The organism is Streptomyces sp. NPDC048434, from assembly GCF_043200375.1.
Taxonomy (GTDB): domain Bacteria; phylum Actinomycetota; class Actinomycetes; order Streptomycetales; family Streptomycetaceae; genus Streptomyces.
Window position 1 is genome coordinate 34,612 of sequence record NZ_JBICXQ010000015.1, and the last position, 12,924, is coordinate 47,535.

11 protein-coding genes are annotated in these 12,924 nt (G+C 70.9%); all 11 read left to right on the plus strand.

Annotated elements, in window-relative coordinates; all coding sequences use genetic code 11:
- Positions 1-33 precede the first annotated feature (33 nt).
- The 11 genes from ACGFWI_RS19045 (at position 34) to gatC (ending at position 12,923) form a co-directional block, all read left to right on the plus strand.
- The gene (locus tag ACGFWI_RS19045) at positions 34-759 is read left to right on the plus strand and encodes a VC0807 family protein (protein WP_393907252.1); all 726 of its coding nucleotides are present in this window, start codon (positions 34-36) and stop codon (positions 757-759) included.
- A 654-nt stretch (positions 760-1,413) separates the two neighbouring features.
- Positions 1,414-2,790, plus strand: a complete 1,377-nt coding sequence (gene gdhA, locus ACGFWI_RS19050; protein ID WP_393907130.1) for an NADP-specific glutamate dehydrogenase — start codon at positions 1,414-1,416, stop codon at positions 2,788-2,790.
- A gap of 164 nt (positions 2,791-2,954) precedes the next feature.
- Positions 2,955-3,497 carry a TIGR00730 family Rossman fold protein gene (locus ACGFWI_RS19055; RefSeq protein WP_393907131.1) on the plus strand — a complete coding sequence of 181 codons (543 nt, stop codon included), beginning with the start codon at positions 2,955-2,957 and terminating at the stop codon, positions 3,495-3,497.
- A gap of 45 nt (positions 3,498-3,542) precedes the next feature.
- A complete protein-coding gene (locus tag ACGFWI_RS19060) occupies positions 3,543-4,232 on the plus strand; it encodes an SDR family oxidoreductase (protein ID WP_393907132.1) in 690 nt (229 codons plus the stop codon).
- Between the two features lie 148 nt (positions 4,233-4,380).
- Positions 4,381-4,758, plus strand: coding sequence for a MarR family winged helix-turn-helix transcriptional regulator (locus tag ACGFWI_RS19065; RefSeq protein WP_393907253.1), 378 nt, complete (start codon positions 4,381-4,383; stop codon positions 4,756-4,758).
- 133 nt (positions 4,759-4,891) lie between these two features.
- Positions 4,892-6,313, plus strand: a complete 1,422-nt coding sequence (locus tag ACGFWI_RS19070) for an MFS transporter (RefSeq protein ID WP_393907133.1) — start codon at positions 4,892-4,894, stop codon at positions 6,311-6,313.
- 275 nt (positions 6,314-6,588) lie between these two features.
- Positions 6,589-7,545 carry a methionine synthase gene (locus ACGFWI_RS19075; RefSeq protein WP_393907254.1) on the plus strand — a complete coding sequence of 319 codons (957 nt, stop codon included), beginning with the start codon at positions 6,589-6,591 and terminating at the stop codon, positions 7,543-7,545.
- 31 nt (positions 7,546-7,576) lie between these two features.
- Positions 7,577-9,793, plus strand: a complete 2,217-nt coding sequence (gene ligA / locus ACGFWI_RS19080; protein WP_393907134.1) for an NAD-dependent DNA ligase LigA — start codon at positions 7,577-7,579, stop codon at positions 9,791-9,793.
- Between the two features lie 156 nt (positions 9,794-9,949).
- Positions 9,950-12,058, plus strand: a complete 2,109-nt coding sequence (locus ACGFWI_RS19085) for a putative bifunctional diguanylate cyclase/phosphodiesterase (protein ID WP_393907135.1) — start codon at positions 9,950-9,952, stop codon at positions 12,056-12,058.
- 59 nt (positions 12,059-12,117) lie between these two features.
- Positions 12,118-12,429: a hypothetical protein gene (locus tag ACGFWI_RS19090; protein ID WP_393907136.1), complete on the plus strand. Its 312-nt coding sequence runs from the start codon at positions 12,118-12,120 to the stop codon at positions 12,427-12,429.
- 197 nt (positions 12,430-12,626) lie between these two features.
- Positions 12,627-12,923, plus strand: a complete 297-nt coding sequence (gene gatC / locus ACGFWI_RS19095) for an Asp-tRNA(Asn)/Glu-tRNA(Gln) amidotransferase subunit GatC (protein WP_393907137.1) — start codon at positions 12,627-12,629, stop codon at positions 12,921-12,923.
- Position 12,924: the final 1 nt, after the last annotated feature.

The following is a 12,924-nucleotide window of genomic DNA, read 5'->3' on the forward strand; positions in this document are numbered from 1 at the left end:
GAGAGCCGAAGTCAGCGCCGGACGCGGAGCGAGGTGACCGCGGACGGCAAGAGCCCTCGTCCGCTGGCGCAGAGCCTGCTGCCGCTGGTCCTGGACGCGGGGGTTCCGCTGGCGTCGTACTACCTCCTGAGCAACGCGTTCGGGCTGAGCGATGTCGCGGCGCTGGGCTGGAGCAGTGTGGTGCCGGCGTTGCGTACGGTCTGGAGCCTGGTGCGGGGCACGGGTGTCAACGGCCTTGCGCTGCTGATCCTCGTCGTCAACGTCGTGGGTCTGGCCATGAGCGCGATGACCGGCGATCCGCGGCTGATGCTTGCCAAGGACAGCGGGGTGAGCAGTGTCATCGGCATCTCGATGATCGTCTCCGTGTTCATGGGGAAGCCCCTGATGACCGCCGGCCTCAAGCCGTTCGTGACGAAGGGGAACGCGGCGAGGAGTGCCGCCTGGGACCGGCTGGCGGCCGGGTCCGCACCGTTCCGACGAGCCGAGCGGAGGTTCTCGCTGATATGGGGGACCGTGCTGCTGGTCGAGTGCGTGGCGCGGGTGATCGGCGCCTACACCGTTCCGGTGCACACGATGGTCTGGCTGGGGCCGGTGCTGATGGTGGCCGCGATCCTGGTGGCGATGGTCGTGGCGGGGGGTGGCTGCGCCGAGCCGATGGTGAAGATGGTGGGAGCCGAGGTGGAGCGCGTCGGCGACCATCACTCCGGTGAGGCGGGGGCGGGGGCGACCGCTGCCGTGCCGACCGTGACGGGAAGCTGACGGGGCCAGGGGCCGAGGCGTCCCCAGGGACGGGCCGGCCGGGACCAGCCGCCACGGGGGTGGGCTGGTCCCGGCCGGTCATCTGGGGCCGGCCGGGACCGGCGGGAGCAGAAGCGGCGACACAGGCCTCGGGTGCCTGGCCGGAGAACCGGGCGCCGCGGGCCCGGTGTGTGGGGGCCACGCACGGCGACTTGGGAAAAAGGGGCTCGTGACGGTTATGACGGGCATCGGCATGGGGGCGGCATCCGCGGAGGGGGCGGGCGGTGCGCGCGGGGCTCATGAGGTGCGGGAAAGGTGTCCGCCGGTCAACTGTGAGGTGTTGCACAGCGCCCGCCGGAAAGGGGTGTGCGCGATGCGGGGAGCCGCGCCAGACGGGCGCTGCCGACGCGCTGACCTGCGGACATGGGGTGGGGGAGAGGCGCGCCGGGGGCGTCAGGGGGTTGGCGGGATTGCGTAAGGGAACGACGTGTCGCGCATCCCACAGTCGATCGGCGGGGTGCCGCCCATAAAGTCGGCAACGCGACAGGACGTCAAAGGTTGCCGGGTCGTGGAGTGGTGACGATAAGGACTCACGAGGAGTTGTTGAGCTTGTGAGGGCTCGTCAGGGTCCGGACCACAGACGGCCTCTCCGCGGCCACGAAGGGAACGGAAGTCATGTCGACTGTTCAATCTGAGGTCAATCCCGGCATTCATCCGGCCGGGCCGGCCTCCCTGTACGCCGAGCTGGTCCGGCGGAATCCTGGGGAGCCCGAATTCCACCAGGCGGCTCTTGAGGTGCTGGAGACGCTGGCCCCCGTGCTGAGCGCCCGCCCCGAGTTCGCCGAGGCGAAGATCCTGGAGCGGATCTGCGAACCGGAACGGCAGGTCATGTTCCGGGTCCCCTGGCAGGACGATGCCGGGGCGATTCACGTCAACCGGGGATTCCGGGTGGAATTCAACAGCGCGCTCGGCCCGTACAAGGGCGGTCTGCGCTTCCACTCGTCCGTGAATCTGGGGATCGTGAAGTTCCTCGGCTTCGAGCAGATCTTCAAGAATTCCCTGACCGGGCTGAACATCGGCGGCGGCAAGGGCGGCAGCGACTTCGATCCGCACGGTAGGTCGGACGCCGAAGTGATGCGCTTCTGCCAGTCCTTCATGACGGAGCTGCACCGTCATCTCGGCGAGCACACGGACGTACCGGCCGGCGACATCGGCGTGGGCGGCCGGGAGATCGGCTATCTCTTCGGCCAGTACCGGCGGATCACCAACCGCTGGGAGGCCAGTGTGCTCACCGGCAAGGGGCTGGCCTGGGGCGGCTCCAAGGCCCGCACGGAGGCCACCGGTTACGGCAATGTGCTGTTCACCGAGGAGATGCTCAAGAAGCGCGGCGAGGAGCTGGACGGGCAGCAGGTGGTGGTCTCCGGGTCCGGCAATGTCGCGATCTACACCATCGAGAAGGCGCAGGCGCTCGGCGCCAACGTGCTGACCTGCTCGGACTCCGGTGGCTATGTCGTGGACGAGAAGGGCATCGATCTGACGCTGCTGCGGCAGATCAAGGAGGTCGAGCGCGGCCGGATCAGCGAGTACGCCGAGCGGCGCGGGGTGTCGGCCAGGTATGTGCCGGGTGGGCGGGTGTGGGATGTCGCGTGCGATGTGGCGCTGCCGTCGGCGACCCAGAACGAGCTGGACGCGGACGCCGCCCGGATCCTGGTCCGCAACGGCGTCAAGGCGGTCTCCGAGGGGGCCAACATGCCGACCACCCCGGCGGCGGTGACGCTGCTCAAGGAGGCCGGGGTGGCCTTCGGCCCCGGTAAGGCCGCCAACGCGGGCGGTGTGGCGACCAGCGCGCTGGAGATGCGGCAGAACGCCTCGCGCGAGGCATGGTCCTTCGAGCGTACGGAGGGTGAGCTCGCGGCGATCATGCGCGGGATCCACCACCGCTGCTACGAGACCGCCGAACGGTTCGGGCTGCCCGGCGACTATGTCGCGGGCGCCAATATCGCCGGCTTCGAGCGGGTCGCCGAAGCGATGCTGGACCAGGGGCTGATCTAGCGGAGGGCGCGGGCGGCGGGGCGGTCCCTTAGGGGGCACCCCGCCGTCCGGTTTCTCCCGTACGGACCTGCCCTGCCGCCCGGCTCGTCCCGTACGGGCACGGCCCCGGTGCGTGGCTTCTCCCGTACGGGCACCGCCCGCCGCCCGGCTCGTAAGGTGACCGCATGAACATCTGCGTCTTCTGCTCCGCCGCCGACCTCGACGACCGTTACGTCGTGCCCGCCCGCCGGTTCGCCGAGCTGATCGGCAAGGGCGGGCATGCGCTGGTCTGGGGCGGCTCGGACACCGGCCTGATGAAGGTCATGGCCGACGGGGTGGAGGAGGCCGGCGGGAAGCTGATCGGCGTCTCCGTGGAGTTCCTGGCGCACAAGGCGCGCGAGGGCGTCGATGAGATGGTCGTCACCAAGGACCTCGCCGAGCGCAAGGCACAGATGCTCGCCCGCGCGGACGCCATCGTCGTGATGGTCGGCGGCACGGGCACGCTGGACGAGGCCACCGAGATCCTGGAGCTGCGCAAGCACGGGATGCACACCAAGCCGGTGGTGCTGCTGAACACCGCCGGTTTCTACGACGGGTTGCAGGAGCAGTTCCAGCGGATGGAGTCGGAGGGGTTCCTGCCGATTCCGCTCACCGACCTGGTCTTCTTCGCGGCCGACGGCGTCGGTGCGCTGGCCTACCTGGAGGAGAAGGCGGGCATCCAGGCCTGAGCCGCCGGGCCCCGCGTCCCCTCGCCCGCTCGTTAGGATCGCCCCATGGGTACGCACTTGATCACGGGCGCAGGGTCGGGCATTGGAGCGGCGGTCGCACGGCGGCTCGCGGAGCGCGGGGAGGAGCTGTGGCTGCTGGCGCGCAACGCGGTCCGGGCCAAGGAGCTGGCCGCGCAGTTCCCCGGTGCCCGCACGCTCGTGGGTGATCTCGCCAACCCCGAGAAGCTGTCGTGGGCCTTCGGGCAGCAGCCGCTGCCGGACCGTATCGACTCCCTGATGCACAGCGCGGGCGTCATCGAGCTGGGCGCGGTCGGCGATCTGCCGACCAAGGCCTGGCAGCGGCAGCTCGCCGCCAACCTGGTCGCCCCCGCCGAGATCACCCGGCTGCTGCTGCCGCTGGTGCGGGTCGCCCAGGGGCACGTCGTCTTCATCAACTCCGGCGCCGGGCTGAACGCGAACGCCCAGTGGGGCGCGTACGCGGCGAGCAAGCACGGCTTGAAGGCGCTGGCCGACTCGCTGCGGGCCGAGGAACACGAGAACGGCGTCCGGGTCACCTCGGTCTACCCGGGGCGTACGGCCACGCCGATGCAGGAGAGCACCCACCGCCAGGAGGGCAAGGAGTACGACCCGTCCCGCTGGATCGACCCGGAGTCGGTCGCGACGGCCATCATCACGGCCATCGATCTGCCACGGGATGCCGAGATCAACGACGTATCGGTGCGGCCCGGTCGGTGAGAGCGTGCGGGGGCTGCACCACCCGCTCCGGAATCCGGGCGGCCGCCCCGGAGGGCTTTCCGCCGCGGCGACGTACGCTGCATGAGTGACCACTGAAGCGAAGTCGACCGCGGCGGCGGGGTGCGGGTTCCGGGAGATCCGGGGGCTCGTGACGGAGTTGAGCCGCCGGCTGGACGCCCACCAGCGCAGCCGGATCGGCGAGCTCGGTCTGACGCCGACGCAGGCCAAGGCGCTGGAGGAGCTCGGCGAGCCGAAGACCGCGCGGGAGCTGGCCGGGGTGCTGTGCTGTGAGCCGCCGAATGTCACCTATGTCATCTCCAAGCTGGAGAAGCAGGGCATGGTCGTGCGCCGGCCGCACCCCTTGGACGGGCGGGCCAAGCAGCTCGTACTCACCGATGCGGGGCGGGAGTTGCGGCTCGATCTGCTGCGGCGGATGGGGACCGCCTCGCCGCTCGATCACCTCTCGCACGAGGAGCGGGCCGCGTTGCGCGATGACCTGCTGAAGGCGCTGGGGCGGGGCGACTGACCCCGTCGCCGTACTGCCGCACCGAGGCCCCGGGACTTCCCGGGGCCTCGTTCGTATGTGGCTTCGTATGCGTTCGGTAAAGCTATAGCTGTCATCATTGCGCCGCTAGATAGATACAGCTTTAACTAAATGCATGATCACTGAGAAAACGGCGCCGGGCGGGACGGTGAGCCCGGCGAAGGCCGGTGACGGCCTTCCGGCTCCCCGGTTGCACGCCCGCAGCGGCGTCCAACTCCTCGTCCTGGCCCTCGGGTTCGTGATGGCGAGCCTCGACACCGGCATCATGAATGTCGCCGCCAACGACCTGCGGGCCCGGCTCGGACTGAGCATGTCCGGCCTCACCTGGGTCGTCGACGGCTATGTCCTCGCCTTCGCCGCGCTGCTGCTGCTCGCCGGCTCGCTGGCGAAGCGGTTCGGCGCCCGCCGGATCTACCTCATCGGGCTCGCCGTGTTCACCGGCGCCTCCCTGCTGGGCGCCGTCGCACCGAACGGCGCCGTCCTGGTGGCCGCCCGCTTCACCCAGGGAGCGGGCGCGGCGCTCTTCATGCCCAGCTCGCTGTCGCTGCTGATGCACGCCTTCCCGGAGCCGGCCCGCCGGGCGAAGACCCTCGGCATCTGGTCGGCGATCGTCTCCACCTCGGTCGGGCTGGCGCCGACCCTCGGCGGCCTCCTGGTCGGCACCCTTGGCTGGCGCAGCATTTTCCTGGTCAACCTCCCCATCGGTGTCGCGGGGTTGCTGCTCACCCGGCGGGTCATCGCGGCCGTCCCGGCCCGCGGCACGGCGCTCGGCGGCAGCGGCCATGTCCTGGGCCTGCTCGCCCTCGGGTCGCTGAGCTACGCGCTCATCGAAGGGCCCGACAAGGGCTGGTCCGCACCGCTGGTCCTGGCGGCGTGCGCGGTCGCGGTGCTCGCGGCGGCCGGATTCCTCGTCCGCGAGCGGGCCGCCCGCACCCCGGTCCTGCCGGTAGCGCTCTTCGCGGACCACAGCTTCACCGCGGCCAATGTGGTCGGCTTCCTCTTCAACTTCGCCTTCTACGGAGTGCTGTTCGTCCTCGGGCTCTTCCTGCAGACCGCGCGCGGCGCGAGCCCGGTGACGGCGGGGCTGCAGATGCTGCCGGCCGTGCTGGTCCTCCCGTTCGGCAATATCCTCTATGCCCGGATCGGGCCGCGGATCGGCAACCGGGCCGCGCTCACCGGCTCGCTGGCGCTCTCCGCCGCGGGCTATGTCCTGCTGTTCCTGATCCTCTCGCCCGGTCTGCCGTACTGGGTGCTCGCGGTGGTGTTCGCGGTCACCCATCTCGGCAGCGGGGTCAGCGCCCCGGCGATGACCGGTGTGCTGATGGCGGCCGCGGGCGGCGAGCACGCCGATATCGGCAGCGCGACCCTCAACGCCAACCGCCAGATCGGCTCCCTGGTCGGCATCGCGGGCATGGGCGCGGTGCTGACGGGGGCGGGCGGCGGCTACCGGGGCGCCACCTACGCCTTCGTGCTGACGGCGGGCGCGCTGGCCCTCGCGTCGGTGGTCGGCCGGCTGGGCATACGCACCCGGGGGTGAGGGGTGTACACGGCCCGGCGTGACGGGCCTACCCCGCCTGGTGTGCCGGGTCTACGTACTGGAGCGTGACCGCCGTACGCATCCGGGCGGGGCGGGCCACCGCGTGACGGACCGGTTTGCCCGTATACCTGAGGCGCCAGCGCCCCCGCACGGGTATGTCCGGGTGCTCCGCAGACCTGGCGCACCCCGCCCGCCGCACCGCCGCATACCCTGCCTGGGTGAGCGAGAACAGCAGGCAGAAGTGGGCCGCGGGCGCGGCGACCGGGATCGGCTCGATGCCGGGCGGTGATGCGCGCGAGGCGGCGAAGACCGTCACCGGATCGCTGGAGACCTTCCCGTATCTGCCGGAGCTCCCGGCCCGGGGGCCGGGCGCCGACATGATCGGGCGGACCCTCGGGATGCTCGTCGAGGTCTACGGCCATGTGGAGCCCAGTGGCTGGCGGATCAGCGACCGGCCGGGGCGCGACACCCGGCGCGCCCACTCCTGGCTCGGGGAGGATCTCGACGCCCTGGAGGAGTTCGCCCAGGGCTATGAGGGGCCACTGAAGGTCTCCGCGGTCGGACCGTGGATGCTGGCCACCGCTCTGGAGCTGCGGAACGGGGAGGCGGCCCTCAGCGACCCCGGCGCCTGCCGGGATCTCGCGGCGTCCCTGGCGGAGGGGCTGCGCGGCCATCTCGCGGACGTACGGCGGCGGATGCCGGGCGCCCGGGTCGTGCTGCAGCTCGACGAGCCGTCGCTGACGGCGGTGCTCCAGGGACGGGTGAAGAGCGCCAGCGGCTACCGCACCCACCGGGCCGTGGACCGGTCGGTCGTCGAGGGCGCGCTGCGCGATCTTGCCGCGGTGGCGGAGGACGGCCCCGTGGTCGTCCACTCGTGCGCGCCCGAGGTGCCGTTCGGGCTGCTGCGGCGGGCCGGTGTCACGGGCATCTCGTTCGATTTCTCCCTGCTCACCGAGCGTGAGGAGGAAGCGATCGGGGAGGCCGTCGAGAGCGGTACGACGCTGTTCGCAGGCGTGGTGCCGGGCGTGGACAGCCGATTGTCAGACCCTGCCGGTAGCGTCATGGGTGTCAGGACGCTGTGGCGCAGGCTGGGGCTGACACCAGGGACTCTCAGCGAGTCCGTGGTCCTCACTCCCTCGTGCGGACTCGCGGGCGCTTCGCCCGCTTATGCCCGCTCGGCACTCACCCACTGCGTCCGGGCCGCGAGATCACTCGCAGACAACCCTGAGTGACCACACTCAAGGACCACGGGAGGACAAAACGGTGGCTGGCGAACAGCACGCAGCGGAATCCGAGGTGCCCGCAGCGGCGCGGGAGAAGCACGCGCAGCTCGCTGAGCAGATCGAGGAGCATCGCTTCCGGTATTACGTGAAGGATGCCCCGGTCGTCAGCGACGCGGAGTTCGACAGGCTGCTGCGCTCCCTGGAGGCCCTGGAGGACGAGCACCCCGAGCTGCGCACCCCCGATTCCCCGACCCAGAAGGTCGCCGGGGCGTATGCCACGGAGTTCACCGAGGTCGAGCACCGCGAACGGATGCTCTCGCTCGACAACGCCTTCGACAACGAGGAGTTGGCGGCCTGGGCCGAGCGGATCGCCGGTGAGCTGGGCGGCGACCCCAAGAGCGCGGGGTATCACTTCCTGTGCGAGCTGAAGGTCGACGGCCTCGCCGTCAACCTCACCTACGAGCAGGGCCGGCTGACCCGCGCCGCCACCCGCGGCGACGGCCGTACGGGCGAGGACATCACGCCCAACGTCCGTACGATCGCCGAGATCCCGCACCGTCTCAAGGGCGACCGGATCCCGGATCTGGTCGAGGTGCGCGGGGAGGTCTACTTCCCGATGGAGAAGTTCCTGGAGCTCAACGAGCGGCTGGTGGCCGAGGGCAAGCCACCGTTCGCCAACCCCCGTAACGCCGCGGCCGGTTCACTGCGCCAGAAGGACCCCAAGATTACGGCCGGCCGCCCGCTGCACATGGTCGTCCATGGCATCGGCGCCCGCGAAGGCCTGGAGATCGACCGCCAGTCGGAGGGCTACGACCTGCTCAAGGAGTGGGGCCTGCCGACGGCCACGCACAACCAGGTCGTCGACTCCCTGGAGGCGGTGCGCGCGTTCATCGCCCATTACGGCGACGCCGACACCCGCCGTACGGCCGTCGAGCACGAGATCGACGGCGTGGTGGTCAAGCTGGACGAGATCCGGCTCCAGGGACGGCTGGGCTCGACCTCGCGGGCGCCGCGCTGGGCGATCGCCTGGAAGTACCCGCCGGAAGAGGTCAACACCAAGCTCGTCGACATCCGCGTCGGCGTCGGCCGTACGGGGCGGGTCACGCCGTATGCCGTGGTCGAGCCGGTGACGGTGGCCGGGTCCGAGGTGGAGTTCGCCACCCTGCACAACCAGGACGTGGTCAAGGCCAAGGGCGTGTTCATCGGGGACACCGTCGTGATCCGCAAGGCCGGCGATGTCATTCCGGAGATCCTGGGCCCGGTCGTCGATCTGCGGGACGGCAGCGAGCGGGAGTTCGTGATGCCGGCCGAGTGCCCCGAGTGCGGGACGGCGCTGCAGCCCGCCAAGGAAGGCGATATCGACCTGCGGTGCCCCAACGCCCGCGCCTGCCCCGCCCAGATCCGTGAGCGGCTGTTCTACCTGGCCGGCCGCAAATGCCTGGACATCGAGAACTTCGGCTATGTCGCCGCGACGGCGCTCAGCCAGCCGCTGGAGCCCGCGGAGCCGCCGCTGAAGGACGAGGGCGATCTTTTCGGCCTCTCCATCGAGCAACTGCTGCCCATCAAGTCGTATGTCCTCGACCCCGACTCCGGTCTGCCCAAGCGCGACCCGAAGACCGGCGAGGAGAAGGTCGTCACCTTCTTCGCCAACCAGAAGGGCGAGCCGAAGAAGAACGCCCTGGCCATGCTGGAGAACATCCAGGCGGCCAAGCAGCGCCCGCTGGCCCGGATCATCACGGGTCTGTCGATCCGGCATGTGGGTCCGGTGGCGGCCGAGGCACTGGCGCGGGAGTTCCGTTCGATCGACCGCATCCGCGACGCGGACGAGACGGAGCTGGCCGCCGTCGACGGCGTGGGAGCCACGATCGCCGCCTCGTTGAAGCAGTGGTTCGCCGTGGACTGGCACCAGCAGATCATCGAGAGCTGGCGGGCCGCCGGCGTCCGAATGGAGGAGGAGCAAACGGGTGATGAGGGCCCGCGTCCCCTCGAAGGCGTCACCGTCGTCGTAACGGGCACACTTCAGTCACACACCAGAGATGGCGCGAAAGAGGCCCTCCAGAACCTCGGAGCGAAGGTGACCGGTTCCGTTTCGAAGAAGACCGGATTCGTAGTGGTGGGTGACAACCCGGGTTCGAAGTACGACAAGGCCATGCAGTTGAAGGTCCCCGTGCTGGACGATGATGGCTTCGCGGTGCTGCTGGAGCAGGGTCCTGACGCAGCGCGAGCGGTAGCTGTCACTCCGCCTGAGGAGGAGTGAGGTGTCACCCCATCGGCGCATACCAGATTGATCCGCGACGCCGGGTCGCATTCGGGCAACCGTCGCCGATCGCTGCCCGTAGCGGCCTTCCTCGGCCTACTGTTGAGGAGTGCGCCTGCCGTGGCGCGGGCACAGCCGGCTGTGAGAGGGATCGGAATGAAACCGACCGACAGCGCCGCTCCGGCGTCGCGGCTCCGGCGGCTCGTCGTGCCCGCGCTGCCCGGAACCATCGTCCTCGTGGCGGGCCTCGCGCTCGCCACGGGCGTCATCGTGACCCTCGGCGAAGGTGACGCACTGTTCCCCGGCGGCTCCATAGGCTGGTCGCTGGCGGTCCTCACCGGCATCATCGTCGGCCATCTGGTCGCCCTCGGCCGGGACCGCTGGTGGGGCGGCACGGGCTCCGGCGCCGCCCTGGCCCTGGCCGTCCTGCTGTTGTACGGCTGGGTGCCCGCCACCCTCGTCAGCCTCTCCGTCGTCGTTCTCGTCGGCGCCGCCCGGCGGCACCGCTGGCGACAGGCCGTGGTGCACGGTGCCGTGGACATCCTCGGCATCGGCGCCGCGGCGCTCGGCCTCGCCGCGTTCGGCGTGATCTCCAGCGTCCGCCAACCCTGGGCCCCGCCGGCCTGGAACCTCGCAGTCCTCCCCGAAGTCGTCGTGACCGCCGCCGGCTACCTCTTCGTCAGCCGCGGCCTCCTGTGGATCAGCCTCGCCCCGCGCACCGGCCAGCTGCCCGCCATCCCCCGAACGGCCGTACTGCGCCAGGCACTCGTCGGCATCGCACTGCTCGGCATCTCCCCGCTGATCGCCGTCTGCGCCCTCCACGCCCCCCTGCTGCTGCCGCTGTTCGCGGTCCCGCTGATCGCGCTGGACTCCACCCTGTGGATAGCCCGCGCCCGCGCCGAGGAGCAGCTGCGCGACCCGCTCACCGGCCTGCCCAACCGCCAATGGCTGCTGGAGCGCACCTGGACCGCGCTGGACGACGCCGAGCGCGTCGGCTCCCGGGCGGCGCTGGTCCTCATCGACCTGGACCGCTTCCGCTCCGTCAACGACACCCTCGGCCACCTCGCCGGCGACCGCCTGCTGCTGCAGATCGCCGACCGCCTGCGGCACGCCCTCCCGCGCGGCGCCGAGGCGGCCCGGCTCGGCGGCGACGAGTTCGCCGTCCTGCTGCCCACCACCGACTCCCTCACCAGCTCCCAGCGGGTGGCCCGCACCCTCGTCGCCGCCCTCGGCTCCCCGCTGGACCTCGACGGACTGACCCTCGTGCTCGAAGCCAGCGCGGGGGTCGCCGTCTTCCCCGACCACGCCCTCGACGCCGAAGGGCTGCTGCGCCGCGCCGATGTGGCCATGTACCAGGCCAAGCGGGACCGCAGCGGCGTCGAGCTCTACGAGGCCAAGCGCGACGGCAACACCCCTGACCGCCTCGGCCTGTTGGGCGATCTGCGCCGCGCCCTGGACGCCGGCGACGTCGAGCTGCACTACCAGCCCAAGGTCGGCTTCGACGGCCATGTCGCCGGGCTGGAGGCGCTGGTCCGCTGGGTGCATCCGGACCGCGGCCGGGTGCCACCGGACGAATTCATCGCCATCGCTGAGTCCTCCGGGCTGATGCCACGGCTGACGGAGTACGTCCTCGAAACGGCGCTCGCCCAGGTGGCGCGCTGGCGCGCGATGGGACTGGAGGTGCCGGTCGCCGTCAATGTCTCCCCGCGCGATGTGCACTCCCCGGGCTTCGCCGGAGCGGTCGCCGCGCGGCTCGCCCGGCATCGCGTCCCACCGGGCTCCCTCCAACTGGAGATAACCGAGCACGTCCTCCTGGAGGATCCGCAGCGGGCCGCCGACACCCTCGCCGGGCTCACCGCGCACGGGGTGAAGATGTCGCTCGACGACTTCGGCACCGGCTACTCCTCCCTCGTCCATCTGCGGCGGCTCCCGGTGAGCGAGCTGAAGATCGACCGCTCCTTCGTGGCCCGGCTGGCCGTCGACAACGAGGATGCGGAGATCGTCCGCTGCACCCTCGACCTCGCCCACTCCCTGGGCCTGCTGGTCGTCGCCGAGGGCGTCGAGGACGACGAGACCTGGGAGCGGCTGCGCGACCTCGGCTGTGATGCCGTACAGGGCTGGCTGGTGGCCGCCGCGATGCCACCGGACGAAACCACGGCATGGCTGAGAGCCCGCGGCGAGCGCGGCTGGCAGCGCGAATCGGAGACGGCCGCCCTGGCGGCGGAGAAGGCCGCCGAGCGCCCTTCGGGACAGGTCTTGAACTGACCCGGCCTCCGGCCGTCCCGTGTCCCCGCTCCGAAGAACTCGCGCAGACGCCCTCAGCAGTGAACCGGCCCGGTGATCACGGGCCGACCGAGAACAGCGACGCGACCGGCGACAGCAACGCGACCGGCGACAGTGACGCGACCGGCGGCAGCGACGCCTCCGACGTGTCCGGCGGCAGCGACGCTTCCGACGTGTCCGGCGAGAGTGACCCGTCCGGCGCCAGCGACCCGTCCGACGACAGCGCCGCCCCCGACACGTCCGGCGAGCCCGTCCCGTCCGGCGAGCTCGTCCCGTCCGAGGAGGCCGAGGAGGCAGGCGAGGCGGAGGAGAGGGAGGAGGCAGATGAGCCGTCCGGGACGGAGGATCCGTAGGGCGGTGACGCCTCCGGTGGATCTTGGAAATGCTCCGCGCCCGACGATCACGGCCGCCCCCGGCGAAACGGTTTCGCGGCAGCTCTTACGTACGCCATAGGATTGGGCCGGAAAAGTTCACCGGAGCATTCGCCGAGAAGACTCCGCCTGGACTCTCCGCCCGGAACACTCCGCCCAGAACACCAGAGGATCGCTGCATGCCTGGCATCACGCGCGAGGAGGTCGCCCACCTCGCCCGGCTGGCACGTCTGGAGCTGAAGGCCGAAGAGCTCGACCACTTCGCCGGACAGCTCGACGACATCATCGGCGCGGTCGCCCGCGTCTCCGAGGTCGCCGACCAAGACGTACCGCCGACCTCCCACCCGCTGCCCCTGACCAACGTCATGCGGCCGGACGAGGTCCGTCCGTCGCTGACCCCCGAGCAGGCGCTCTGCGGCGCCCCGGCCCAGGAGCAGCAGCGTTTCAAGGTGCCGCAGATCCTGGGGGAGGAGTGAC

Bases quoted from the DNA above. Each gene is read 5' to 3' on its own strand.
- ACGFWI_RS19085 (WP_393907135.1), top strand. From the start codon at position 9,950: ATGAAACCGACCGACAGCGCCGCTCCGGCGTCGCGGCTCCGGCGGCTC.
- ACGFWI_RS19055 (WP_393907131.1), top strand. From the start codon at position 2,955: ATGAACATCTGCGTCTTCTGCTCCGCCGCCGACCTCGACGACCGTTAC.
- gdhA (WP_393907130.1), top strand. From the start codon at position 1,414: ATGTCGACTGTTCAATCTGAGGTCAATCCCGGCATTCATCCGGCCGGG.
- ACGFWI_RS19070 (WP_393907133.1), top strand. From the start codon at position 4,892: ATGATCACTGAGAAAACGGCGCCGGGCGGGACGGTGAGCCCGGCGAAG.
- gatC (WP_393907137.1), top strand. From the start codon at position 12,627: ATGCCTGGCATCACGCGCGAGGAGGTCGCCCACCTCGCCCGGCTGGCA.
- ACGFWI_RS19075 (WP_393907254.1), top strand. From the start codon at position 6,589: ATGCCGGGCGGTGATGCGCGCGAGGCGGCGAAGACCGTCACCGGATCG.
- ACGFWI_RS19060 (WP_393907132.1), top strand. From the start codon at position 3,543: ATGGGTACGCACTTGATCACGGGCGCAGGGTCGGGCATTGGAGCGGCG.